25 protein-coding genes are annotated in these 25126 nt (G+C 42.5%); 1 reads left to right on the forward strand and 24 read right to left on the reverse strand.

Features of this window, described 5'->3' with window-relative positions:
- Positions 1–7: 7 nt before the first annotated feature.
- From era to rpsU, 5 genes are all read right to left on the reverse strand, one after another.
- Positions 8–910, reverse strand: coding sequence for a GTPase Era (gene era / locus ACVPPQ_RS10295; RefSeq protein ID WP_463494516.1), 903 nt, complete (start codon positions 908–910; stop codon positions 8–10).
- 33 nt (positions 911–943) lie between these two features.
- Positions 944–1345: a diacylglycerol kinase family protein gene (locus ACVPPQ_RS10300; RefSeq protein ID WP_463494518.1), complete on the reverse strand. Its 402-nt coding sequence runs from the start codon at positions 1343–1345 to the stop codon at positions 944–946.
- The gene (gene ybeY, locus ACVPPQ_RS10305; RefSeq protein ID WP_025083286.1) at positions 1323–1799 is read right to left on the reverse strand and encodes an rRNA maturation RNase YbeY; all 477 of its coding nucleotides are present in this window, start codon (positions 1797–1799) and stop codon (positions 1323–1325) included. Before ybeY ends, ACVPPQ_RS10300 begins: the two co-directional genes overlap by 23 nt.
- A 239-nt stretch (positions 1800–2038) precedes the next feature.
- A complete protein-coding gene (locus ACVPPQ_RS10310) occupies positions 2039–2482 on the reverse strand; it encodes a GatB/YqeY domain-containing protein (protein WP_463494520.1) in 444 nt (147 codons plus the stop codon).
- Between the two features lie 23 nt (positions 2483–2505).
- Positions 2506–2682, reverse strand: a complete 177-nt coding sequence (gene rpsU / locus ACVPPQ_RS10315; RefSeq protein ID WP_004270806.1) for a 30S ribosomal protein S21 — start codon at positions 2680–2682, stop codon at positions 2506–2508.
- 208 nt (positions 2683–2890) lie between these two features.
- Here rpsU and ACVPPQ_RS10320 point away from each other — a divergent pair, with 208 nt between their 5' ends.
- Positions 2891–3733 (forward strand): pyruvate, water dikinase regulatory protein, encoded by an 843-nt coding sequence (locus tag ACVPPQ_RS10320; protein WP_025083284.1) that lies wholly within the window; start codon positions 2891–2893, stop codon positions 3731–3733.
- Between the two features lie 99 nt (positions 3734–3832).
- On the opposite strand, the gene budA is transcribed toward ACVPPQ_RS10320, so the two are convergent.
- From budA to lepB, 19 genes are all read right to left on the reverse strand, one after another.
- Positions 3833–4552 carry an acetolactate decarboxylase gene (gene budA / locus ACVPPQ_RS10325; protein WP_463494524.1) on the reverse strand — a complete coding sequence of 240 codons (720 nt, stop codon included), beginning with the start codon at positions 4550–4552 and terminating at the stop codon, positions 3833–3835.
- 17 nt (positions 4553–4569) lie between these two features.
- Entirely contained in the window at positions 4570–6252 is a 1683-nt protein-coding gene (alsS, locus tag ACVPPQ_RS10330) for an acetolactate synthase AlsS (protein ID WP_463494526.1), read from the reverse strand.
- 167 nt (positions 6253–6419) lie between these two features.
- On the reverse strand, positions 6420–7295 hold the full coding sequence (locus ACVPPQ_RS10335; RefSeq protein WP_463494528.1) for an aldose 1-epimerase family protein: 876 nt from the start codon (positions 7293–7295) through the stop codon (positions 6420–6422).
- A 22-nt stretch (positions 7296–7317) separates the two neighbouring features.
- Complete coding sequence (hslU, locus tag ACVPPQ_RS10340) at positions 7318–8739, reverse strand: ATP-dependent protease ATPase subunit HslU (RefSeq protein ID WP_463494530.1); 1422 nt, start codon at positions 8737–8739, stop codon at positions 7318–7320.
- An 11-nt stretch (positions 8740–8750) separates the two neighbouring features.
- Positions 8751–9296: an ATP-dependent protease subunit HslV gene (hslV, locus tag ACVPPQ_RS10345; RefSeq protein ID WP_025083279.1), complete on the reverse strand. Its 546-nt coding sequence runs from the start codon at positions 9294–9296 to the stop codon at positions 8751–8753.
- A 107-nt stretch (positions 9297–9403) separates the two neighbouring features.
- Positions 9404–10309 (reverse strand): tyrosine recombinase XerC, encoded by a 906-nt coding sequence (gene xerC / locus ACVPPQ_RS10350; RefSeq protein ID WP_413476222.1) that lies wholly within the window; start codon positions 10307–10309, stop codon positions 9404–9406.
- Between the two features lie 67 nt (positions 10310–10376).
- Positions 10377–11687: an FADH(2)-oxidizing methylenetetrahydrofolate--tRNA-(uracil(54)-C(5))-methyltransferase TrmFO gene (gene trmFO / locus ACVPPQ_RS10355; protein ID WP_463494533.1), complete on the reverse strand. Its 1311-nt coding sequence runs from the start codon at positions 11685–11687 to the stop codon at positions 10377–10379.
- Between the two features lie 21 nt (positions 11688–11708).
- On the reverse strand, positions 11709–13793 hold the full coding sequence (gene topA, locus ACVPPQ_RS10360) for a type I DNA topoisomerase (RefSeq protein ID WP_463494535.1): 2085 nt from the start codon (positions 13791–13793) through the stop codon (positions 11709–11711).
- Positions 13794–14048: 255 nt separating this feature from the next.
- On the reverse strand, positions 14049–14483 hold the full coding sequence (locus ACVPPQ_RS10365) for an Rrf2 family transcriptional regulator (protein WP_463494537.1): 435 nt from the start codon (positions 14481–14483) through the stop codon (positions 14049–14051).
- Positions 14484–14485: 2 nt separating this feature from the next.
- On the reverse strand, positions 14486–15349 hold the full coding sequence (locus ACVPPQ_RS10370; RefSeq protein WP_463494539.1) for an NAD(P)H-binding protein: 864 nt from the start codon (positions 15347–15349) through the stop codon (positions 14486–14488).
- Between the two features lie 90 nt (positions 15350–15439).
- A complete protein-coding gene (gene dprA, locus ACVPPQ_RS10375; RefSeq protein WP_463494541.1) occupies positions 15440–16306 on the reverse strand; it encodes a DNA-processing protein DprA in 867 nt (288 codons plus the stop codon).
- Positions 16307–16367: 61 nt separating this feature from the next.
- On the reverse strand, positions 16368–17129 hold the full coding sequence (locus ACVPPQ_RS10380) for a ribonuclease HII (RefSeq protein WP_463494543.1): 762 nt from the start codon (positions 17127–17129) through the stop codon (positions 16368–16370).
- Positions 17122–17979 carry a ribosome biogenesis GTPase YlqF gene (ylqF, locus tag ACVPPQ_RS10385; protein ID WP_035439058.1) on the reverse strand — a complete coding sequence of 286 codons (858 nt, stop codon included), beginning with the start codon at positions 17977–17979 and terminating at the stop codon, positions 17122–17124. The genes ACVPPQ_RS10380 and ylqF overlap by 8 nt, the downstream gene beginning before the upstream one ends.
- Positions 17980–18271: 292 nt before the next feature.
- On the reverse strand, positions 18272–20800 hold the full coding sequence (locus tag ACVPPQ_RS10390) for a hypothetical protein (RefSeq protein WP_463494544.1): 2529 nt from the start codon (positions 20798–20800) through the stop codon (positions 18272–18274).
- A 123-nt stretch (positions 20801–20923) separates the two neighbouring features.
- On the reverse strand, positions 20924–21940 hold the full coding sequence (locus tag ACVPPQ_RS10395; protein ID WP_463494546.1) for a DUF916 and DUF3324 domain-containing protein: 1017 nt from the start codon (positions 21938–21940) through the stop codon (positions 20924–20926).
- A gap of 16 nt (positions 21941–21956) precedes the next feature.
- Complete coding sequence (locus tag ACVPPQ_RS10400) at positions 21957–22685, reverse strand: WxL domain-containing protein (RefSeq protein WP_463494548.1); 729 nt, start codon at positions 22683–22685, stop codon at positions 21957–21959.
- 35 nt (positions 22686–22720) lie between these two features.
- A complete protein-coding gene (locus tag ACVPPQ_RS10405) occupies positions 22721–23470 on the reverse strand; it encodes a WxL domain-containing protein (RefSeq protein WP_463494550.1) in 750 nt (249 codons plus the stop codon).
- Between the two features lies 1 nt (position 23471).
- Positions 23472–23795, reverse strand: a complete 324-nt coding sequence (locus ACVPPQ_RS10410; protein ID WP_254680257.1) for an LPXTG cell wall anchor domain-containing protein — start codon at positions 23793–23795, stop codon at positions 23472–23474.
- Positions 23796–23917: 122 nt separating this feature from the next.
- Complete coding sequence (lepB, locus tag ACVPPQ_RS10415; protein ID WP_463494552.1) at positions 23918–25126, reverse strand: signal peptidase I; 1209 nt, start codon at positions 25124–25126, stop codon at positions 23918–23920.

The following is a 25126-nucleotide window of genomic DNA, read 5'->3' on the forward strand; positions in this document are numbered from 1 at the left end:
GTTTAGCCTACAAACGTTTCTTGTTATAACCAAATTCACGTAAATATTGATTATTGTCACGCCAATTTTTTTGAATCTTAACCCATAGTTTTAAGTTGATCTTTTCACCGAGTAACGCTTCAATTTCGCGTCGTGAACGAATCCCTACGGCTTTAATAATCGCACCTTTTTGACCGATGACGATTCGTTTTTGACCGTCACGTTCAACGACGATGGTGGCTTCAATTTGTAATTTATCATTGACCCGTTCGTTCATTCGTTCAACCACGACGGCGACAGAATGTGGCACTTCTTCATGGGTTAATTCTAGAATCTTTTCACGAATTAATTCGCCAACGACGAAATATTCTGGATGATCCGTTAATTGATCTTCTGGATAGTATTGTGGGCCCTCTGGTAAGGTCTGTTCGAGTTCCGCCAACATTTCTGGGACATTATTGCCCTCTAGTGCTGAAATCGGATAAACGGCCTTAAAATCCAATTCATGCCGATATTGTTCAATCAATGGTAGTAAGTCGTCCGGATGAATCGCATCAATCTTGTTAACCACCAAATAAACGGGTTTTTTCACGTTTTTAAGTTGATCCATAATATATTGATCGCCAGGGCCCTTTTTATCAACGCCACTGATCATGAATAGAATCGCATCCACTTCATTAAACGTTGATAAAGCGGCTTGATCCATGTATTCGTCTAATTCATTGTGTGGTTTGTGAATCCCAGGTGTATCAACAAAAACGATTTGCGCGTTTTCGTCCGTATAGATGCCTTGAATCTTATTCCGCGTGGTTTGCGCCTTAGCTGACATGATGGCGATTTTTTCACCAATCATGCGATTCATAAATGTTGATTTACCGACATTCGGACGGCCAACAATTGCCACAAAACCTGAACGATAAGTATCTGTCATAGTGTTCCCCTTAGTTATTGCTATAGTTTAGTCTTACAAATAAGTTAATACGGCGTGGCCAAAAACGACGGCCCCAATCACGAGTGCCAGCACCGCGCTCAATAACACGCTGGCGGCACTGATGTCTTTAATCTTTTTAGCGGTCGGATTAAATTGGTGTTCCACCAACAAATCGACGAAATGTTCAACAACGGTGTTCCAGAATTCAGCTAGTAACACGATAAATATGGCTAAAATCAGAAACAGCCAATCGATGTAGTGCAAGCGACAGATAATCCCTAAAATAAGCGCTAAAGCCGCCATCATTAAATCCCGCTGTAAATTAAGTTCTTCCTTAAAACCGGTCACCAAGCCGACTAACGCGTGTCGGACTGATTGGTAAAAGGATTTATTCTTGGTGGTCTGCGGTTTTTTAGCGTTGTAATCCGAATTCATCTAAGATAGTCTCCTGCAATGGAATCATTTGAGCTTCGTCTTCACTGTGAATATGGTCATAGCCGTTCAAGTGTAAGAAACCGTGGACCATCGTATAACCCAGTTCACGTTCGTAAGAATGACCATAGGTTTTCGCTTGTTCAGCCGCCTTTTCAGGTGAGACGAACAAATCGCCAATATTCTTAGGAATATCGAATAATTCTTCGAAATTCGCTGGTAGACCTTCGCCTTCGGGATCTTCTTCAATCGCAAAACTAATCACATCGGTCGCGCGATCAGTGTCTCGGTATTCACGGTTAATCTCTTGAATCCGATTATTCGTGACAAAAGTCACTGACATTTCTGTGTCATCAGCCAGTTTTAATTCTTTACCCGCAAACTGTAAAATATCAGTCACTAATTTAATTTGCGCTTCTGGTACTTGTTTGGTTTCATCAACAATTTGAATATCCATTGCTAGATTCCCACTTTCTTCTATTCTCAATTTATAGGGCCGCCTTTGATTATCTGACGCACCCCAAACCAATAAATGACTATCTACAGAATGAAAACTACGTTCATTCTATCATAGCAAGGCTTCATCCGTCACGAGTTTCCCTCATAATTCGCTTTAAATATCGGGTTTCAAAGATTGGCACCCTGCCATTATGTAAAAAACAATAAAAATAGGCCTCTTTCGAGGCCTACCAAAAATTAATTCAGTTTTGACTTAACGACTTGATTGACCAAAGCGCCATCAGCACGTCCTTTAACTTTCGGCATTACATATTGCATCACTTTACCAAAATCAGCCTTACTTGTTGCCCCAGTAGCCTTCATTGCTTCATCAACAATGGCGGTTACTGTTGCTTCATCAAGTTGTTCTGGTAGATAAGCAGTCACAATTTCAATCTCTGCTTTTGTTTGATCCGCGAGATCTGCACGATCACCGTTTTCAAACTCTTGTAGCGATTCTTTGCGTTGCTTAAGTTGTGATGATAGTACGCTTAATTCTTCATCAGAAGATAAGTCTTGCCCAGCACTAATTTGTGCATTAGTTAAAGCGGATTTTAAACTCCGAATAACTGTTAACCGCAACTTATCTTTGGCCTTCATCGCCGTTTTCAAATCAGAATTTAATTGTTCAAGTAAACTCATTCAATCATTTCCTTTACGAGAAATTAGAATTTCTTACGTTTTCTTGCTGCTTCTGATTTCAACTTACGTTTTACACTTGGTTTCTCGTAAAATTCACGTTTACGATATTCTTGTATAGTACCAGCTTTTGATACGGAACGCTTGAAGCGACGAAGAGCATCATCTAGAGATTCGTTACTGCGAACGACTGTCTTGCCCATATGATATCCCTCCCCTCGCGTGCTAAGTATAACCGTTTAATCATGACAACTAGTTGCGACGAGTTAAACCGTTCTTAGCTATTATAGCGAATGTTGAAAATACGGTCAATAACTCATTGCTAATTAATTGAATCTTTTTTCAATTATTCTCTATTTTTAGTCGATTATGGTATGATAACGCTATAAAAATGTTCAAAGGAGTCTTAATATGACACAATCAACGCCATTAACGCTTTTTGTAATTTCAGATTCAGTTGGTCAAACTGCCTTACAATTGGCGCAAGCAGCCTTGGCGCAATATCCAGATTTAAAACCGGATATTGTCCGTTTTCCATTTATTCACACGGCCGACAAGCTGACGGATGTGCTCAGCAAGGCTGTCCCGACCGAAACGATTGTCGTCCATACCCTCGCCACTAAAGAACTCGCAGACATTGCTGAAACCTATTGCCAAACCAACCAAATTGCTAGTTTCGATATGATGTCCCCAGTCACAAAATTAATTACCGCTAAAACTGAATTACAACCTTCTGGTGAAGCGGGTGCCCTCCACCACTTAAATGATCGCTATTTCGATCGGATTTCAGCGATGGAATTCGCCGTCATGTACGATGACGGTAAAGATCCGAAAGGCTTCTTAGAGGCCGACATCGTGCTATTAGGTGTTTCTAGAACGTCTAAGACCCCGTTGTCGTTATTCTTAGCGAACCGGAACCTCAAAGTCGCTAACTTACCAATCGTCCCTCAGGCGCACATTCCGGATGAAATTTGGCATGTCGATCCTAAAAAAGTGATTGGTTTGATGAATTCACCCGAAGTCTTGAACAACATTCGCCGCGAACGGATGATTGCGTACGGTTTAAATCCTGACACGACCTATTCAGATATGGATGAAATTAAAGCTGAATTGGCCTTTGCCCAAGACCTCTACGATAAAATCGGCTGCCAAGTCATCAATGTAGCCAACCGGTCAATCGAAGAAACGGCCACTATTATTCTCGAACAGATGGGCCTTGATTTCGCTGATTCAACGGTCGATCACGTCAATTAAATTTCTAATTTAAAATCCCCCCATTATCTTAAAATCAAGATAATGGGGGGATTTTCTGTTAATGCTCAGTTGCTACCCGCAACTCAACACACTCATTTTTTAGTGTTCCGCTTCTTCAATATCCGCGTTAACGGTGTGCAAATCAAAATCGGTTTCTAAGAAAGCCGCATTTTGATTGGGGAAATGTTGTTCGAACGTTTCAAACGGTTGGACCGTTAATTGCGCGTCCGCTACTTCGTAATCTAACACGTGCCCGCCAAAATCATGCGCCGTGTTCAAGAAATGCACATGATAACCGGCAACGGCCGCCCCTTGGTATAACGCTGGTGCGTAATAGCCGACTAACGTCCCTTCAACCATGTCAGCCGTAAATTCTGGTTGGACGCGGGTGGCCGCCGTTAGATTCGGATAAGGTTCAACCTGCGCTTCAACCGCGCGCGTATGCATCTTTTTGAATTGACCCGTGATTTTAACCGCAAAAAATAAATTCTTAAGCGGTGCTTGGTTCAATAATTGTTGTTCTAAAGCCATTTTAGTGATGCTGCCAATGGTTTGACTCGTTAACGCTGTGTCTTGAAAATGGACCGTCGCAAACGGCACCGTTTCGGTCGTCTTGACCGGGCGAACATCACCCGTGCCAGCGACGAGATAAGCTTGACCATCTAATACGATTAACTCGCCAGCTAAACCGTGCGCCGTACCAATCCCAAAATCACCATGTTGTAATAAATCATGAACGGATTGCGTGCCCGTAAATAAACCAGGGACGAGTAACGCTAACGTCCCGTGCTGATAAACCCGTGTTGAATCGTGTGCCATGTTCGTGAACCTCCCAATTAAACTAATTGATCTGGTAATAATGCTTGGCCTAATAATTGATTATCTTTGTAATCAACTGGAATATCGACAATCACTGGACCGTCAGTTGCGAAAGCTTGATCTAAAACCGCACCTAATTCAGCAGCATTATTGACCCGCAAGCCGGTTGCGCCAAAGCTTTCAGCATATTTAACGAAATCAACTGGTCCAAATTTAACCGCGGCCGATTGACCATATTTCATCTCTTCTTGGAATTTAACCATGTCATAGTAACCATCATTCCAAATAACGTGCACGATGTTTAAATTCAAGCGAACGGCGGTTTCCAATTCTTGACTTGAAAATAAGAAACCACCATCACCGGAAACCGAGACAATCTGCGTATTAGGCCGTACTAAGGCCGCACTAATCGCCCAAGGCAACGCGACCCCCAAGGTTTGCATCCCGTTACTAAATAATAAGTGCCGAGGTTCGTAACTCCAGAAATGGCGTGCCATCCAGATGTAATGACTCCCGACATCAACCGTGACGGTCATTTCATCCGTGACCCGCGCTTGTAATTCAGACACAATGTTTAACGGATGACTTAGTGGGTTATCAGCTAATGCGACTGGCGCCTCATCACGTTGATGAATCACAGAATGTTGTTTCACTAAATATTCCCGAACATCATCAGATAATTGATAGCCTTTCATGTAAGGCAATAAGAAATCGAGGGTTTGGGCGATATCGCCAATCAATTCTTTTTCAGGTTGGAAATTATGATCAATTTCAGCACGCATGTCATCAATCACCATGATGTTCGCGTCACTTTCAGCGTTCCAGTTACGGGGTTCGTATTCAATCGGATCATAACCGATTGTAATCACTAAATCGCTGCGTTTCAAAATTTGATCCCCTGGTTGATTACGGAATAACCCGACCCGACCATAGAAATCAGTCTCCAAATCACGTGAGATAATCCCGGCAGCTTGGAAGGTTTCAACGACTGGAATATGCGTTTCTGCAATTAAATTACGAATCGCCGCCGTCACTTCAGGTGAAGAGGCCCGCATCCCAACTAACAGCACTGGTAGCTTGGCTTCTTTAATCCGTTGGGCCAACAAAGTGGTTTCAACCGGGCTAGCAGGTCCGAGTTTCGGGGCCATCAACGGTTTAATCACTTTAGCATGGACTTCTGAATCCGTCACATCTTGCGGAATGCTGACAAAAGCCGCCCCTTGTTTCGCCGATTCGGCTTCTTGATAAGCATTGGCGATTACTTCAGATAGATTCTCTGGTTCTTGGACTTCCGCACTAAATTTAGTAATTGGTGCGAATAAGGCCGCATTCTTCATACTTTGATGCGTTAAACGTAATAAATCTGCCCGTTTAACTTGGCCGGCAATCGCAATCATTGGATCGCCTTCGGCCGTAGCCGTCACCACGCCGGTCGCTAAATTACTAGCACCCGGACCAGAAGTCGCAATCGCTACACCGGGTTTGCCCGTAATTCGGCCAATCCCAGCGGCCATAAAAGCCGCATTTTGTTCATGACGCGCCAAAATCAATCGAGGGGCCTTCGGATTCACTGGGTGTTCTAGTCGCTCAAACACGCGATCAATCTTAGCACCCGGAATCCCGAAAACATATTCAATTTCATGATTGGCTAAACTGTCTACAATTGCATCTGCACCATAGTACTTTTTATCTTCAGTCATAATTTACTCCCGTCTATTGGTTGATTACTAATATCTTAGCACGCCGGTTCTTGAAAAACTAGTGATGTTTGTGAAACCAAATAATTCACACTTGAAAATGCTTTAAAACCCGCAAACAAACAAAAAACAGCCCTTAAAAAGGACTGCTTTTAGAACAAATTCACAAACTATTTAATTGTAATTTCATAATTTGCATTAAAAGTCGCTTGTGGCGCTAATTGATTAATACCGAACTTTTCAGATAATTCACCGTTTGCATCAACGGTATCCGCAATCCCCCACCAAGGTTCGAGACAAACCAAATTTCCTTCAGTTGGGTACGGTGACCAAACACCAATAAACGGTGCTGATAGCTTCATTGATACGGCATGCGGTGTTTTTTCAGAACGAATACTAAAGACGTTTTCTTGGCCTTTTAATTCGTAAATCATCGCATCATCTTTAAAAAGTTCGTGACTGATATCGGTTGCGACATCGGTTGGTGCCAACGTCCGTTTGTTTAAATTAATGAACGCGCCTTGTAACGGAATCTTAATCCGTGATTTTTGTGGCCGGTAATCAACAAAATAGTCATCAAATTGCGTATCAGCCGTCATTGGGACTTTAAAGCCCGGATGACCCCCAACTGAGAAGTACATTGGTCCGTCTGTCGCCGTATTCTTAACATCGTAATTAACCACTAAATGCATATCCTGAACCTGATAGCTGACCCGCAATTCAAATTCAAACGGATAGATGGCTAAGCTAGCTTCATCTGATTTCAGCAAGAAAACCGCTTTTTGATCACTGTTTTCTTCAACTTCAAACTGACGATCACGGGCAAAACCGTGTTGCCCCATTGGATATGTTTTGCCTTGATACGTATATTGATCGTTTTTAGAACGCCCAACAAACGGGAATAATACGGGCGCATGCCGTTTCCAGACAGCTGGATCTGCTTGCCAGAGATATTCCAATCCTGACACGTTACCTTTTAAACTCGTCAGTTCAGCACCGAAGGGATTAATTTCAACGGTTAAAAATTCATTTGCGATTTGGACCATTATTAACTACCACCTTTAACTATTATAAAATAAATCGGGTTAAATCTTTGTCAGCAACAATCTTGCCAATCTTATCATTGACGTATTGTTCCGTAATCGTGATGTCACCCATTTGCATATCGGGACCTTCAAATAAAATGTCTTCCAATAATTTTTCAAGAATTGTCGCTAGCCGCCGCGCACCGATATTGTCGGTATCGTGGTTCACTTGGAAAGCAATCGCAGCGATTCGTTGAATGGCTTCCATCGTAAAAGTCACGTGCACGCCATCGGCACCAATCAACGCCATATATTGCTTCACCAGCGCATTATTGGGTTCGGTTAAGATTCGGACGAAATCGGCTTCGGTTAAATCTTGTAATTCAACCCGAATTGGGAACCGACCTTGTAATTCAGCAATCAAATCACTTGGTTTTGATTCGGCAAATGCGCCGGAACCGATAAAGAGAATGTGATCAGTTTTCAACATGCCGTACTTCGTATTGACTTGTGAACCTTCAACGATTGGTAAAATATCACGTTGAACCCCTTCACGAGAAACCTCGCCAGATTGTTTTTTGCCGCCAGCCGTAATTTTATCGATTTCATCAATAAAGATGATACCGGTATTCTCGGCTCTTTGCAATGCATCGTGATAAATATCAGCATGGTTGACCAATTTATCAGATTCTTCTTGAATAAAGACTTCACGCGCTTCTTTAACCGTCACCGTGCGTGTGATCTTTTTCTTCGGCATGATTGAGCCTAAAGTATCGTTTAAATCGATGCCCATTTGACCCATCATATCGTTCATTGGTGCTGCTTTTTTAGGTTCATCCACTTGAATTTCAATTTCACGATCGTCTAACAACCCTTTGTCGAGTTGTTCTTTAACGGATAGCCGTTCGTTACGAACGTCATCAGTGACTTCTTCAGGTTCTGGTTGACCAAAACCGGCCGGCGTTTCGCCATTTTGCAAGGCAGTAAACATGCCCATCAAATCGTTGATGCCGGCTTTATCATTTTTACGTTGTTCTTTTTTAATCCCCGGTACGAGTAACTTCACCAAGCGTTTATCCGCTTGGCGAGCAGCTTTACCACGCACATTTTTGAATTGTTCTTGTTCTTCCATGTGCACGGCAATGTCAGCAAGATCACGGACCATTGATTCAACGTCGCGGCCAACATAGCCCACTTCGGTAAACTTAGTCGCTTCAACTTTGATAAAAGGCGCATCGACTACTTTGGCTAACCGGCGGGCAATTTCTGTTTTGCCGACCCCGGTTGGTCCAATCATCAATAAGTTTTTAGGCGTAATCTCTTGTTGCATTTTTTCGCTCAATTGCATCCGGCGGTAACGGTTATATAAAGCGACCGCGACCGCTTTTTTAGCTTGATCCTGACCGATGACAAATTCATCAAGTTCGGTCACGATTGATTTAGGGGTTTTATTCATTAAGTCCATTTGTCTGCCTCCTAGAATGATTCCACAATAATATTATGGTTGGTATAAACATCGATTGAACCCGCAATATCAACACTGGTTTCAGCGATTTCTTCAACCGTTAATTCAGAGCGCCCCTTTAACATCAAGGCCGTTGCTGATGCTTGGGCAAAATTACCACCCGAACCAACCGCAATCACTTGATCGCCGGTTTCAGCGAGTGTATCGGGCGTAATCACTTCACCGTTACCCGAAATCAATAGAATATCCTTTTCGTTCACGGCGATTAACATCGCTTCTAACTTTTGTAAAGTTGGATCTTTACGCCAGTCTTGCGCTAAAGCAACCGCGGCGTGTTGCAAATCACCAGAATATTTTTCAAGCTTTTGTTCAAACCATTCTTGTAACGTAAACGCATCAGCGACGCCACCGGCAAACCCGATTGCGACCTGGTTGTTGTAAATCCGCCGCACTTTTTTAGCAGAATCCTTCGTGACGAATTTTTCACCCATCGTGACCTGACCGTCACCGGCGATCGCCGTTTTACCATTATGTTTAATTGCACAAATTGTTGTCATTTAAATAGCTCCTTTAAATTGCGTTAATATTATTTTAGCAGTCTTTAAGGCTGTGTGCTAATTCTAGCGTTAATTGATTTAAAAAAAATCAAACTTTAGACCGAGTTTTACGTTCGTGGGAAGAATTGTCGGTAGTCTTTTTGCAAGTGCGCCGTCGTGACGTGCGTATAAATTTGGGTCGTCGATAGACTACTGTGACCCAACAATTCTTGAACCGTTCGTAAATCAGCGCCGTGGTCCAGCAGATGGGTCGCAAAAGTGTGGCGAATCATATGCGGATGAATGTCCGTCGTTAAACTGGTTTTCTTAATGATCTGGTCTAAGACGTATTCAATCCCGCGACTCGTAATCGGTGCGCCCAGACGATTGACAAACACGACATCATGACTGGTTGCTTGTTTCTCAAGTAACGTTGTTCGCCCGTGATCGAGATAAAAACGCAACGCATCAGCCGCATGGTGGCCAAACGGCACGTAACGATCTTTATTGCCCTTACCATGGACTAAAATCACGCGTAAGCCGAAATCAATCTGTCCAATCGTTAACTGCGCACATTCACTAACCCGCATCCCAGTCGCATACAATAGTTCTAAAATCGCGCGGTTGCGTTGATCCAACGGTTTTTGACCCTCGATGGCCGCAAATAGCGCATCCATTTCTTTTTCGTAAAAAAAACGCGGTAATTTATGTTGTTGTTTCTTAAGTTGAACCGCTTCAAACGGATCATCCGTTAAAAACTCATTTTTAACCAGATAACGGTAAAACGACCGTAAACTCGAAATCCGACGTGCGACCGTTTCGCGACTATAAGCCTTTTGATCCATTTCGTTTAAATACGTTTGGACTTCTAAGTTACCGACTTGTTTAAACGACGTTAACCCACCGTTGTTGGTTAGAAAATCAACGAAAGCATTGATGTCCGCTCGGTAGGCTTTTTGTGTTTCTTCTGAATAATGCCGGTCCACAATTAAATATTGTAAGAACCGGGCCAACCAGTCTTGTTCCAACGCCAAAAAAATCCCTCCAAGCTTGAATAGTACTACTGTACCACAAGCCTGGAGAGATTTAAAAGGATGTTCACTAAAGCGTTGTCTTAAACGCTTCAAGACTCGCCAAGGCCCGATCAGCCAAAGCTTGATTTCGTTCTTTTTTGTCCCGAATCCGTTGTTTTAAGGGTTCAAAAATTCCAAAGTTAGCGTTCATTGGTTGGAAATGTTTCGCACTGGTATGGGTAATATAATGCGCCATCGCGCCCATTGCGGTATCGGTTGGAAATTCAACCGGCGTTTCACCCAAGGCTAACTTCGCCGCGTTGATTCCGGCCACTAAACCTGAGGCCGCACTTTCAACGTAACCTTCCACCCCGGTCATTTGACCAGCGAAGAATAAATCGGTGCGGACCTTCGATTGATAGGTGGGCAACAAGACTTCAGGCGATTTCATGAAGGTGTTGCGGTGCATGACACCGTAACGGACAAATTCAGCATTTTCTAAACCAGGAATCATTTGGAAGACCCGTTTTTGTTCGCCCCACTTCAGATGCGTTTGGAAGCCGACGATGTTGTACAAGCTAGCCGCCGCATTATCTTGCCGTAATTGAACGACTGCGTACGGTTGGTCACCCGTTTTAGGATCTTCGAGTCCGACTGGTTTCAACGGACCAAACAACATGGTTTTAATCCCACGTTTCGCCATGACTTCGATTGGCATACAACCGTCGAAGAATTTTTCATCTTCGAATTCGTGCATTTCAGCGACATCCGCACTAATTAACGCTTTGTAGAACGCGACAAATTCGGCTTCCGTCATTGGACAATTGAGGTAGGCCGCTTCGCCCTTATCATAACGCGATTTTAGATAGACCTTATCAAAATCGATACTGTTTTTATCTAAAATTGGCGCAGCTGCGTCGTAGAAATACAGCCCATCACTGCCGTTTAACGCGCTGATCTGCGCCGCTAAACTTTCAGAAGTTAACGGACCCGTGGCAACCACGGTGGGGCCTTCAGGAAAGGCCGTTAATTCTTCATAATGGACGGTAATCCGTTCATGATTCGCTAATTTTTCAGTGACCATTGCCGAGAAAGGTTCCCGATCAACCGCCAAAGCACCACCGGCTGGAACGGCATTTTGATCCGCCGTCTTAATAATCACTGAATCTAATTGGCGCATCTCTTCCTTGATTAAACCAGCCGCATTGGTCACTTGGTTGGCCCGCAATGAATTGGTACAGACTAATTCTGCGAAATTCTTAGTGTGATGGGCCGGTGTCATTTTAACCGGTCGCATTTCATACAAATGAACATCGACGCCGCGATTCGCAATTTGCCAAGCAGCTTCAGAGCCTGCTAAGCCAGCACCAACGACGTTTACAAAAGGTTTTGCTGTCATACGATAACCTCAATTTTTAATTTATTTTTGAACGGTTTCTTCATAGTCCCCGTTTGGACAGATGACTTGTTTGCCACCTTTAATCTTCTTTTCAACCAAATAATGTTCACATTTAGGACAGTTACGGCCCACTGGTTTGTCCCAAGTCACGAAATCACAATCTGGGTAACGATCACAACCGTAGAATAAACGATTCTTCTTCGATTTACGTTCGATTACTTGGCCCTTGCCACATTTCGGACAAGTCACGCCGATTTCTTTAACGATTGCTTTGGTATTGCGACAATCTGGGAATCGACTACAAGCGAAGAACTTGCCGTACCGGCCCATCTTAACGACCATCGGTGCCCCACAGATATCACAGTTGAAACCAGCTGGTTCATCTTTAATCTGAACTTTTTCAATCTGTTCGCTGGCCTTTTCGACCGCTTTTTCAAATGGCTTGTAGAAATTATCAATAATATTAATCCAATTTTCTTGACCGGTTTCAACATCATCTAAACGATGTTCCAAATCGGCCGTAAAATCGATATTGACGATATCCGGGAAAAACTCGACAATCAAACTATTGACGATTTCACCGAGTTCCGTCGGTTCAAAACGTTTGGCATTGAGCTTCACGTAATAGCGCCGTTGGATGGTTTCAATCGTTGGTGAATAGGTTGATGGCCGACCGACGCCGTTTTCTTCAAGTGCTTTGACTAAGTTGGCTTCAGAATAACGAGCAGGTGGTTGCGTGAAATGTTGTGCCGGATCAGTCTTGGCTAACTTCACTTCGTCGCCGACCGTCAAATCAGGTAAAACGTTATCCTTGGCCGAATCCTCTTTATCACGCGAAGAAACGTACAATTTGGTAAAGCCAGGGAATTTCATTTGGGAACCATTGGCTTTAAATAAAACATCTTTTTGGCCAATTTTAACAGCCACCGTATCAAACATGGCTGGTGTCATTTGACTAGCAACAAAGCGCGACCAAATTAAATTATAGATTTTATATTGATCGTTGGTTAAAACGTCCTTCATGCTCTTCGGTGTCCGCATCACGGACGTTGGCCGAATCGCTTCATGGGCATCTTGCGCGCCTTCTGGATTCTTAGTTTGGTGGGCCTTAATCGCAGCGTAAGCTTCACCATATTCGTCATGGATGAATTTAGACGCTTCGTGTTTAGCGCCCGTTGAAATCCGCGTTGAATCCGTCCGCATATAGGTGATTAACCCGACGGTGCCTTCTTTACCACCGAGGTTAATCCCTTCATATAATTGTTGGGCTTGCATCATCGTTTTACGGGTTCTGAAGTTTAACTTACGGTTGGCTTCTTGTTGGAGCGAACTCGTCGTAAACGGTGCGGCTGGGAATCGTTTACGTTCACGTTTTTTAACGTCTTCAATCGTAAAGGCCGCTTCTTTATCAATTTGTTGCAGAACTGCTTGCACCGCTTCATTGTTAGGTAAAGCAGCTTTCTTGCCCTTTAAACCATAGAAGCTGGCCGCAAACTTACTGCGACCCTTTTTGAATTCTGCATCTAGTGACCAGTATTCTTCAGGCACGAACGCTTTAATTTCATTTTCCCGATCAATCACGAGTTTCAAAGCGACTGATTGGACCCGACCAGCACTCAAGCCTTTTTTAACTTTTTGCCAGAGTAATGGACTGATTGAATAGCCGACAATCCGGTCTAACACCCGCCGTGCTTGTTGGGCATCGACTAGTTTCATGTCGATACTACGCGGTGTTTTAAAGGCACTTTTGACGGTCTCTTTGGTAATTTCATTAAAGACTACCCGATTTTTTTCGGTTGGGTCTAATTTTAAGATATGCGAAACATGCCACGCAATGGCTTCCCCTTCACGATCGGGATCGGCTGCGAGGAAAATATGGTCCGCTTTTTTTGCTTGTTTCTTTAATTCTTTAATGGTATCGCCTTTACCGCGAATTGAGATGTATTTAGGTTCATAGTTATTTTCAAAATCCACACCCATCTGACTCTTGGGTAAATCGCGGATATGGCCTTTACTCGCAACTACTTTATAATTACGACCAAGGTATTTTTCGATTGTTTTGGCCTTTGCAGGTGATTCTACAATGACTAAATTTTTGCCTGCCATGGACAAACTCCTTTCGACAGAGTTCTCGATTTAAATTGATGCCTATTAGCTGTTGATTGTTGCTAATAGCGAACTCCGGTTCATTAACAGCTTAAAGCATAGCATAGGTTTCCCCGTAATCAAAGGAAACTTATTGGAATTTTTTTAAAATGTTGAAAAAATTTAAACTTGATGGTCTTGATTATTTTCCATCAATAGTCCCAAAAAAACAGATAAAAATCCTTAAAAATAAGGACTTCCATCTGTTTTTTCAATCTATTTTGTTTTAGCCGCTTGACGTGCTAAAATATCACCCATAATCGCGGCTAACGTGACTTGCGCCATTTGTTGTTCAGCAGCCGTTTGAACGTCGGCATAAACTTGGTTCAGGGTTTCTTGGATATTACCACCCACCACACAATCCGGATTGGTTTTAGGATCAACATGCAATAACGGCGGTGCATCCTCTAACGCCTGATAAATCATCAATAACGTAATCTGCTCCGCCGGTTGGGCTAAACTCGGTTGACTAACACCTGCTCGTGAATTCAACAACCCCGCCTTATTCAACAACGCCATCAAGCGTCGCACTAAGCTGGGATTAGCATTGATACTTCCCGCAATCCATTGACTCGATAAATCACCATCCGGATAAATCGCTAGATAGGTTAGAATATGCACGGCATCACTTAATTGATGTGAATAGCGCATCTTTAGGCTTGTTCCTTAATGACCGTTTGGACTAACGTTTTTAAGCTAGGTGCTGGTCGACCTAAGACGGTTGCTAAATCATCCGTCGTGTTGGCTAATTGATTATCTCGAATCAATTTTTGCAACATCCCCATGATAGCGACCGTTTGTTCGTCTAACCCTTGAGCCGTCAATTGTTGTTGGTAAGTTGCCAGATCCAACGTTTCGACCGTGAACGTCTTGGGACTCAATTCAGCAACCACCGCTGCTAATTCAGCGTACGTATGACCCTCACCTGAAAATTCATAGATGTCTTTCGGTTGAGCCGTTGCCAAAACATGTGCGGCCGCTTTGGCGTAATCGGCTTCTAGTGTCCAACCGACTTGACCGTCGCCACCGGCATAGACAAATGGTTGGCCTTGTAAACCAGCGTTGATTAGCCCTAATTCATTTTCAAGATACCAATTATTACGTAAGAATGAATGGGGTAACCCAGCGACTAGAATCGCCGCTTCCGTTGCTTGATGGTCCAATGCTAACGGGGTCGTTGCATGATTTGCATCTGGAAAGCTGGTATAGCCAATCCATTGAATCCCCGCATTTTTAGCCGCTTGAACAACATTTAAGTGTTGTTGTTCGCGACTGACTGCACCACCTGGTTGTGAAGAGACGAATAGCAAGCGATCAACATCCGTTAAAGCCGTCGTCATCGCAGACGCTTGCGTATAATCCCCTTGACGAATTTCAATTCCTGCTGGCAAAATCGTTTGGGCTTTTTCAACATTGCGGACAATTGCGATAATATCTTTGGCCGCCACCAATGTCATTAATTCCGTTAAAATCCCGTGACCTAATTTACCAGTTGCCCCTGTAATTGCATATCTCATCATTAAAAACTTCCTTCCCATTTGGCTAATCATTAACCTGTAACTTTAATAATAACAGGAAATCGTTTGTAAGCAATTATTTTGCTTGGCCTATTCAAAATAACGGAGTTCATCAGTCAATAACGTCGCATTTAACAGCGGTGTGGCCCCCGCTAGAATTAATTGATTGCAGCCCGCCGACAAGGATTGATCGAGTCGCCCCGGGACAGCGTAAACATTGCGATTCGCTTGCAATGCTAAGTTAGCCGTGATTAAGCTGCCACTTCTTTGCCGCGCTTCAGTTACCAATAACCCGTGGCACAGCCCAGCAATAATCCGGTTGCGCGCTGGAAATTGAAATTTACGGGCCGGCGTATCCAACGGGTATTCTGAAAGTAATAAGCCACACTGGGCAACGGTTTGCTGTAACTGTTCATTTTGTGGCGGATAACAACAATTCAAGCCGGTGCCAATCACGCCAATCGGTGCGCGGCCCTGTTGCAACGCCCATTGATGGGCCATCGCATCCGCACCCTGAGCCAGCCCGCTGATAATCGCGGTCGTGGTTGGCAAGGCCTCTAATTGGTGTAACGCTAATTTCGTATAGGGTCCCGCTTGACGAGCACCGACGATTCCTAAGGCCGGTTGCTTCAAACAAGCCAACGCTCCCCGATAAAAAATCACAATCGGTGGTTGATACGTTTCTAATAACCGTTGCGGATAGACTTCATCAATAATCGTCAGATACGCCGCAAACTGTTCATGATATTCGCAAGCACATTGCACTGCGGCACTTTGAAAACTGGCCTGAAAAGTCGACCAATAACGTTCTGGCAACCGACCAATCTGCGCTAATTCAACGGCCGACAATTCCCAATTCTGACTCGTTAATAACCAATTAGCTAATCTTAATTCGCTCGTCAAGCCAAAACCGGCCGCCAAATGAACTTTTAATAATAATTGTCGTTTACTAACCATACAAAAACAGCTCCTTTACGTTAATTAATCTTACGCAAAAGAGCTGTTTATTTTTTAAACTTTATAACGCGTTTTGAACCGGTGAAAAACTCCGTCGATGAATCGGGGTCACCCCTAATTCAGCCAGACCGGCTAAATGTTTCGCCGTGCCGTAACCCATGTTGTTGGCAAAATCATACCCCGGATATTGTTGATCATAATTAATCATCAATTGATCCCGAATGACTTTGGCGACAATGCTCGCCGACGCAATGCTAACACTACGCGCATCACCTTTAATCAGTTTTTCTTGCGGAATATCAGTGGGCACCGTCATCGCATCGACTAACAGGTAATCAGGTTTCTGATCTAAACCGGCGACCGCTTCGCCCATCGCAAGTTCAGTTGCGTGATAAATATTTTCGACATCAATCCGCTGACTATCAGCAATCCCAATGCTGACACTAATCGCGCAGTCCATAATTTGCCGATACAAGGTTTGTTTCAGCTTAAAGGATAACTGCTTAGAATCGTTCACTTGCCATAAATCAAAATCATGCGGTAAGATTACCGCCGCCGTCACAACGGGCCCCGCTAACGGTCCTCGACCAACTTCGTCAATCCCCGCAACAAGCGGGTAATCGGGCCAGAGCGCTAATTCCATTTGGCGCCGTTCTTCAAAAGCAGCCTGTTGGGCCGCTAATTTAGCCTGGCGTTTCGCATATTGAACGAGTAGTTTTTGAACACCACTCCGGTCATCTGACGCTAGTTCAGTCAGTACAGTTTGAGCAACCGGTTCAGCGAGTAACGCTTTAATCGTCGCAATTGACTGTTTGCTAGTCATTGCCTTTCGCCTCCGCAGGCACAGGATCTAATGTGAAGCGGCCTAATTTACCTTGGCGTGCATCGTTGATAAACTTAATGCAGAAACGGTCATAATCTTCTTTAAACCCGAGTCGCTTGGTTAGAATCATAATTAATTCCGGTGATGATTGTTCTAAATCAGCATCGGTTGCCTGATACGTTTTCCGTAATTGATTTGGATAAAATTGCTTGAAATAATCGAGTGCAAACACAACCACATCATCCGCATGGTAAACCACATCCGAAATCGCACCCGTTAACGCTAATTTATTACCAACTGCGGGATCATCAAACTTAGGCCATAAAACACCAGGCGTATCTAGCACTTCAAACCGTTCACTGGCCTTTAACCATTGTTGATTTTTAGTGACCCCAGGCCGGTTACCCGTGACGGCAATATTCTTATGCATTAGTCGGTTCAAAATCGTTGATTTACCAACATTTGGCACCCCAACACACATTGCACGAATTACCGGATTTCTAATTCCTTTGGCCCGTTTCTTCGCTAATTTATCAGCTAGAATTTCTTGCGCGACTTTTTCAATCATTGGTAATTTGGCTTTATGTTGCGCGTCTAACGCGATCGCCGTGATGCCCCGTTTTTTAAACGTTTCAATCCACTGTTGCGTTTTTTGTGCATCGGCCATATCGGCCTTGTTTAAAATTAGAAGCACTGGTTTATTTTGACCGAGTTCTTGAATCATCGGATTAATTGATGATTCTGGTACACGCGCATCAACAATCTCTAGGATAATATCAACTAATTTTAGTCGTTCTTTAATTTGTTTCTGGGCCTTGGCCATATGCCCCGGATACCATTGAATCGTCATAATTATTTTAATTCCTTTCATACCAAAGCGGTTTGCACTTGGTGGTCGTTCATTTACTGAAAATACGTAGAGATTACATTCTTACGAACGGTTTTCTGAAAAATCCTACTTAACGTTTGACTAGATATGACAATTATAATAGGAAATAACTATTACACACCACAAAAAAGCGAAGACTTAATAGTTATTATTACTAAAACTGAATCAGTTAGTATAATTCTATCATATCTTCACTTTTTTTATTAATCAATTCTTTTTTTATATTCGAATCATTGTTTTACGCGACCACTTTTTACACTGGCGCATCAATTAACGTCCATTGAAGCGTGCCTTGATACGTGCCAACTTTGGCTGTACCTGGTGCAATTTGTAATAATGGTCCATTTTCCGCCGCCCAAGAAACATCATAATCATCCTCGGTCGTTGTACTGATGCCATCATAAACATCGACGTTGCTTGTTGAATCAATGTATTGATCGGCAGTGTCCGTTTTTCTAAAGACTAAGCTGTCGCCGGCTAACTGAGACCCGTCCGTAGACTTAAACGGTGCACTTAGCTTAGCCGTCACGTGCCAATTATTCTTACGTCGTCTGGAATCATCAACTATGATTTTCCAGTCGGCCAATTTCCGTTTGCTTTCAGTTGTCTTACTGGCAATTCTTGAATCAGCAAACGAAATGGTTGCTGGCACTTCTTTAAACCGTAATTTACCAGAATAAATGGGTCCATAACCGATGGCGCCATCACTGGTTAAAGTCTGTTGATCGCCATTTAAATCCGTTCCTGCGACCGTGTGTACCGATTCAATGTTTTTGCCAACGAGTGACAAATCACTATCAGGCACTTTCACCTTGAGGTCGACACTGACTGTATCTTGTGCATCCAATTTAAAATCACCGACGGTTGCTGAATTAATTGTGATCAATCGTGTTTTTGCATCATATAGTTGACTGACTGGTACCGTTGTAGCAGTCCCGTATGACTTGTTGATTGTCGCTTCGGTACTATCTAGATCAGCTCCTTCAGGCAATTTAAAGGACCAAGTCGCCTGATCTTTTTGAAAGGCTGAATTAGAAGTTTGAGCATTTTTGACTTGATAACGAACCTGTAATTGATCACCCAATAGGATTCGTTTATCATCAGGCGCCGTGTAATTATTTAAAACCTGAACCGTATATTCGGCTTTCGGCGGGCTCACAATTGAGACAGTATGGGTCAATTGATTGGAAGCAACATCCGCATTACCTTGTGATTTAACGGTCGCTTGATTAATAATTTTATCCTGATCTTTAACGTTTTGATTAACCTTGACCTTGTACGTAATCGTCACTGGTTGCCCTTTACCAACAACGCCATCAGCTGAACTAGCCGATTTAATCGGTAACCCAGCCACTAACGGCGATGTCCCGTTCACATCAGCTGCGCTGGCACCATTCAACGTGGTACTATTCGGAACATAAGTTGTGCCGGCTGGCATTGCGTTAGTCACCGCTGTATTGGAAGACGCCAAATTGCCATCATTCGCCACTTTAAGGGTATAAGTCACTTCATCAGATCGATGTAAAGGCGTATCGGCAGTCGGCAACGCACTTAAATCAGCCGTTAAATGCGTATTTAAGTATGGCTTACTACCCGATGCTAAGTCTGCTGACTCTAAAGTACCAGATAAGTATGAAACCATCCCTGTCGACAAATTAATCTTCCCAATTTTATTTTCTCCAGAGATAACTAATTGACCGGCTGGCGTAAATGCCAGTCCATAAATCTTAACAACTTTATAACTACCATCAACTAGTCGAACATGTAATGTTTGAACAACTTTAGCAGTGTTAACATCAATCTTTTGAAGATACGTGTCAGTTCCACTATAAGATGCTTTCCAAATATAGCCATCCCCATCAACAACTGTATCACCGTTGCCGTAGAAAGTTTTGACGTCATCCGCTTTTGCAAAGGTTAAAACCTTATCAGTAAAGGTTCCGGTTTTAATATTAAGCTTACATAAATGCCAGTTTTTTTTATCTGAATAAAAACCATAAAAGTTTCCATCAGCAGATATAGTCGAAACACCCATTTTCTTAACTGTTTGACTGTAGCTTTTTGAAGTCGTATGTGTTCCATTGCTATTCCAAATAGTATAGGTCCCATTAGCCGCATAAAAAGTATACAACTGATTATTATAATAGGTCATATCATTATCATAAATAGCGGTATTATTTGGATATTGTTGCGACTCGCTTACTTTAAAGATGTTATTCACCAAATCCGCCGCTGCTACCCGAGTAACTGTGAAATTTGCTATACTATAAACATCATTACCATTCATCGTCATCGCCCGACTCGTCACTTTTGCAACTGCTGCCGTACGATTGACAATGACACTAGTGCTGTCAGCCGCTACTTTAGGCGTCGTGTGCGCAACCACCGGTTTAGATTCAACCGATACCCCATCACGAACAGTCTGCAACTTCATTTGGTAATCGCCGGGTTCGGCTGCCGTTAACTTGATTTGAATTTGCTTAGGCTGGCCCGCCAACCAATCAATGACCAGTTGTTGATTCGCTTGATCAACCGTCACCGCCGCGTTAGCATAACTCGTCTGTTGATAGTCAATGTTCTTGGGTAACGGCATCACTATTTTTTGATCCTTTGGATTCTGATCGTCAACATCAACCAGGATTGTTTGCTCTTTGACGGTTGTTTTAAGCATCAAATCAGTCACAGTTGCATCCCCTGCTAATAATTGAGGGCCCCATAAAACGCCACCGATCCCGATTAATACCATTAAACTCAAACTGATAGATATAAATATTTTTCGCATTATTCCCACCTCATTAAAAAAGAACTTATCAAAAGAATCGCTATTCTTCGATAAGTTCCCAGTTTCTGTTAACCTCGTAAATCAAAACCATTAACTATCGAGTTAAAAAATGCAAGATATCAACTAGTCTATATCTCTTGCTTTCTTCAATTTACGCATTAAAACTAAAATAACAATCAATAACAACACAAAGATAATCACGCCGATTAAAATATAAATCCAAGTATTATCTTTTTCTAGTGAGACTGCCTTCTTATTATATTTGCTTGCGGTTTCACCTTTAATTTCGAAATCCTTTTCAAAATGCCAAGTTTTATCCTTCGACTTCGCAACTCCTTTAAAAGTGTACTTACCCGGTTTAAAGGCCTTGTTATTAAGACTAATTCCATAATCAAAATTAGAGTTAGGTGCCATTCTAAGGTTCTTGCGGGTTGCTTGATAAAGCACCTCTTTTTGACCCTGACGATAAATTTGACCATTAATACTTAAATCAGTCAGAATCGCTGATTCAGTATTCTGGATATTGGCAGTCACCACATTCCGATAATTAACTTGATCGGCTTTGACCGAATTTAGTTTCAACGCCGGGTTAACAACTTGATCATTCTCCGTTAACTTAACACCAATCACATAAGCGTAGCGATTAACAATCTGACTTCCTTTTTGTGTCTTGTTTGTTTCTGCTGAAGCCTTCTCAGTGAAATAAACGCCCCCAAGAATAGTCCCTGTATACTCGTTTTTAGGCATCTGAACGTGAATTTTGAGTAATTTTGTACTTTTAGCTGGAATCGTCACTTCTTTATCCGCGGTTGCGATATCTTTGAATCCGACTTTTAAACTACTATCACGTTTTTTGGTGGTGTTATTATACTCGACGATTCCGTTATCGTTGGTAATAGCGGTATTCGGTAAGACCTCTACCGTCACGTCGTCCTTCGTATCATTACGCATCTCAACCGTTAAATCTTGGGCTTGGCCCGGTTTCATCCGCAAATCAAAATAACTTTGTGACTTATCCACCTGATTGGTTGGAATATCCGCTTGAACTGAAAAGCTCATTTCCGCTGCTGAAACTTTGTTAATGCCGATTAATAAAGACATAAATCCCATTAAAAATACCAATAGATTTCTCTTTTTCACGTCAAATCTCCATTCTTTATGCTGGTGTATCGGTTAATGTCCAAGTTAAACTTGTTTTATATTCGCTTTGTACTTTCTTGGTTTTACCAGGTACTGATAACGAAACACTCTTCTTGCCTGCTGCTTCGTCAGTCCCAAAGCGATCTAACCAAGTCCCAGTCCCTTGATCTGCTTTGGCATCCAAGACATCTGAAGCCGTCCCAGGTGTCAAGGCAATTTTTTGTTCAGCCGTTGGTTCGATCCCATCATTAGGAGTTGCCATTGTTCCGTTCATTAATGTCAGTTGCGCACCCGTTAATTCATTTTCGCCACTCTTAAATTGTGCATCTTCAGTGACCGTCAAATGCCAACCAGCATTGCTACCACGTTTGTCGGTAACTTGGACAAAGTTAGGCCGTTCAATCTGACTACCATCACTCTCAATAATTTTATCCAGATTAGCGTAGTAAGTTGCATTTTGGCCCGTTGTCTTTTGTTCGCCGAAACGTAAATTTGACACATAATCAATACTCAATGGGCCAGCCGTTGGATTTTCATGATCTCCTGGATCAGTTGGTACAATTGGTTTTTCAGGATCTGGATCAATCGGATCAATCGGCGTCACCGTTGAATCATCTGGCACGTATGAAATGGTCCCGATTGATTTGACTGATGCCCCGTCAGCTGCAAACGCGGTGTTGCTCATGATTGTCGTTCCTAATAGCAATGCAAGCATCGCTGTTGAATATTTAATTGTTTTTTTCATTATTCTTATCTCCCCAAATAAGTTATTGATGTTGTTTAAGCTGGTGTATCAGTTAAGACCCAAGTTAAATCAGTTGTGTATTTACCATCTTTGACTTTCGCAGATGCACCAGGAACCGTTAATGAAATACTCTTGCTGCCAGTCGTATCATCCCCAAAACCAGTGACCCAAGTGCCCATACCTTCATCAGCTTGAGCAGTCATGACATCTTGAGCAGCCCCGGATGTTGTGCTGCTACCAGGAACCAACGTGATTTCTTGTGAGGCTGTAGGTTTGCCCGCTTGGTTATCAGCTGTTGATTTAACAATCCCATTGATTAATTTAATTTCGGCACCCTTTAATTCTTCGGCTGCACCAGTTGCAAATTGCGCACCTTGTTGAACTTGTAATTTCCAACCGACATTAGTCCCACGTTTATCAGTCACTTGTACCCAGTTTGGTTTGTCAAGCGTGTTAGTGGCATCCGCTGGGTCTTTAATCTTGTCCATTGCGGCAAAATAAGTTTGAGTTTTAGCTGAAATTTTTTGTTCACCAAAATGTAAATTTGACGCATAATCGATACTCAACGGTCCCTCAGTTGGGTTTGGTTTATCTGGATCAGTTGGATCAACCGGAATATCAGGATCTGTTGGGTCAACCGGTGTTGTCGGATCAGTATCTTCTACAAAAGTGACATCGCCCTTAGTTGTCACACTACCTGCTTTAGCTGCCATTGCGACTGATGATAGGTTGACTGATGTTGCCAATACAACTGCACTTGCCATTAGAACTTTATTGATTTTCATGTTATATTCCTCCCAGAATAGTGTTACGTCTTCTCAATTTGATACTGCTAAAAATAAGTACGACCCCAATCCATACTAGATAACCTTCAGACTTTTGTCCTGTTTGTGGCAGTTTAGTGCTCGATTGACTTGGTGGGACGACCACATTACCATCAGGAATCACCGTCGTTTGATTATCAATTGGTGGAATGTAGGTCTGATCAAAACTAATTGTAGATTGACTGATAACCGACCCCACTGTTTCTGCATGACTCATTTGATTAGTATTAACCACATATAGCAACATAAGCACTAAAATAACCAAGTACTTGGGAACTTTCCGCATCTTTGAATCACCTCCTTAATATGGCTGGATTCGATTTAAACTAATTTAGTTTCGCTGCCATTAATATACTTAACTAAACGAATCCCAGATTGCCTCGTATTAACGGTTACTCATGTTAGCCATTATTTAAATAATATTTTGCCTTCGACCTGACTGTCATCAATAAACCCATAACTACGACTGTCGGTTGAATGTTGGCGATTATCCCCCAGCACAAATATTTTCTTGGCGGGCACGGTATTTTGACCACTTGTTTCAAACAATGAAAAATCAGCGGTCGTTTGTTTTGAATAGATTTTTTTAACACGTTTGCCATTGACGTATAGATCACCACCATTGGCGTAAATTGAATCGCCTGGTAAAGCCACAATTCGTTTAACAAAGTGTTCATTGCCCATACTAGTCACGCTAAAGGTAATTAAATCATTACGGGCTAACTTAACGGGTGGCTTTTGAATCACCATAATCGTCTTATTTTTCAACGTTGGCTTCATCGAATGCCCTTGTACCTGAGCAATCGCGTAAAATTGACCTAATGTAACGGTCATTGAAACCAGCCCGCCAACAACTAGTAGCCCAATCACGCCACGGCGAATTCGTTTTCGTTTACGAACGGCGGATTGGACATGCTGTCGGTTATTTTTTTTTTTGAGTTTTGCAATTAACGATGTTGCGCCTTCTTGATTCTTTGATTCAGCTTTCGATGTTTGGACACTTGTATCAGTTGCTTTACGCTTTTGAATGGTCTCTGGTTTGATCTCTTCAGACTTAGTTTTATTCACAGTTAGATCGACTTCATTTTGTGGGTTGTCCGGGCTAATCGAGAACATTTCTTGGAAAACGGCTTGCATCTGTTCCTTAATGCTGTCTAAAGTACGTTCATTACCAAATCTCATTTCTAGATGATTTACATAAATTCTAGGTTCCGATAACTTAGAGGCCTCAATCTGATTTTGAAATTGTTGCTCATCGGTTTTAATCGCTTGTAGTGCGGATTTCTTAATCTGTTCAAATTCTTGGGCTTCTTGTTTAGCACTTTGAATAATCTGTTTAGCCGTCATTTTAGCGCTTAACAGCACTTCCGCAATCTCTTTTTCAGATAACGCAGTTTGAGAAGATTGTGCCGGCTGATTTAATTTCAAATGTGCAGTTTCAAGTAAAAGTTGCTGATATTTCGTTTTATATCGTTTGCATTCAGTCAATTGCTGTTTTAACGTTTCGTTTTCCGTCAACAATTGTTGTTTTAACTGCTTCTCTTGATCAAGGTTATCAATAATTTGACTAATTTCAGTTTCAAGCGATTCCAACTCTTTTTGTGTGATGCCCCCCAT

It is taken from the genome of Latilactobacillus parafuchuensis (assembly GCF_055271665.1).

Coding starts and splice junctions, on each gene's coding strand:
- lepB (WP_463494552.1), bottom strand. CDS start 25,126: ATGGGGGGCATCACACAAAAAGAGTTGGAATCGCTTGAAACTGAAATT.
- ACVPPQ_RS10405 (WP_463494550.1), bottom strand. CDS start 23,470: ATGAAAATCAATAAAGTTCTAATGGCAAGTGCAGTTGTATTGGCAACA.
- topA (WP_463494535.1), bottom strand. CDS start 13,793: ATGGCAGGCAAAAATTTAGTCATTGTAGAATCACCTGCAAAGGCCAAA.
- ACVPPQ_RS10400 (WP_463494548.1), bottom strand. CDS start 22,685: ATGAAAAAAACAATTAAATATTCAACAGCGATGCTTGCATTGCTATTA.
- ACVPPQ_RS10365 (WP_463494537.1), bottom strand. CDS start 14,483: ATGCGCTATTCACATCAATTAAGTGATGCCGTGCATATTCTAACCTAT.
- hslU (WP_463494530.1), bottom strand. CDS start 8,739: ATGGACTTAATGAATAAAACCCCTAAATCAATCGTGACCGAACTTGAT.
- ACVPPQ_RS10320 (WP_025083284.1), top strand. CDS start 2,891: ATGACACAATCAACGCCATTAACGCTTTTTGTAATTTCAGATTCAGTT.
- ACVPPQ_RS10300 (WP_463494518.1), bottom strand. CDS start 1,345: ATGAATTCGGATTACAACGCTAAAAAACCGCAGACCACCAAGAATAAA.
- ACVPPQ_RS10335 (WP_463494528.1), bottom strand. CDS start 7,295: ATGGTCCAAATCGCAAATGAATTTTTAACCGTTGAAATTAATCCCTTC.
- budA (WP_463494524.1), bottom strand. CDS start 4,552: ATGGCACACGATTCAACACGGGTTTATCAGCACGGGACGTTAGCGTTA.
- ACVPPQ_RS10390 (WP_463494544.1), bottom strand. CDS start 20,800: ATGCGAAAAATATTTATATCTATCAGTTTGAGTTTAATGGTATTAATC.
- ACVPPQ_RS10310 (WP_463494520.1), bottom strand. CDS start 2,482: ATGAGTTTACTTGAACAATTAAATTCTGATTTGAAAACGGCGATGAAG.
- trmFO (WP_463494533.1), bottom strand. CDS start 11,687: ATGACAGCAAAACCTTTTGTAAACGTCGTTGGTGCTGGCTTAGCAGGC.
- ACVPPQ_RS10370 (WP_463494539.1), bottom strand. CDS start 15,349: ATGAGATATGCAATTACAGGGGCAACTGGTAAATTAGGTCACGGGATT.
- ACVPPQ_RS10380 (WP_463494543.1), bottom strand. CDS start 17,129: ATGACTAGCAAACAGTCAATTGCGACGATTAAAGCGTTACTCGCTGAA.
- hslV (WP_025083279.1), bottom strand. CDS start 9,296: ATGACAACAATTTGTGCAATTAAACATAATGGTAAAACGGCGATCGCC.
- ACVPPQ_RS10410 (WP_254680257.1), bottom strand. CDS start 23,795: ATGCGGAAAGTTCCCAAGTACTTGGTTATTTTAGTGCTTATGTTGCTA.
- rpsU (WP_004270806.1), bottom strand. CDS start 2,682: ATGGGCAAGACAGTCGTTCGCAGTAACGAATCTCTAGATGATGCTCTT.
- alsS (WP_463494526.1), bottom strand. CDS start 6,252: ATGACTGAAGATAAAAAGTACTATGGTGCAGATGCAATTGTAGACAGT.
- era (WP_463494516.1), bottom strand. CDS start 910: ATGACAGATACTTATCGTTCAGGTTTTGTGGCAATTGTTGGCCGTCCG.
- ylqF (WP_035439058.1), bottom strand. CDS start 17,979: ATGACGATTCAATGGTATCCGGGGCATATGGCCAAGGCCCAGAAACAA.
- dprA (WP_463494541.1), bottom strand. CDS start 16,306: ATGGTTAGTAAACGACAATTATTATTAAAAGTTCATTTGGCGGCCGGT.
- ybeY (WP_025083286.1), bottom strand. CDS start 1,799: ATGGATATTCAAATTGTTGATGAAACCAAACAAGTACCAGAAGCGCAA.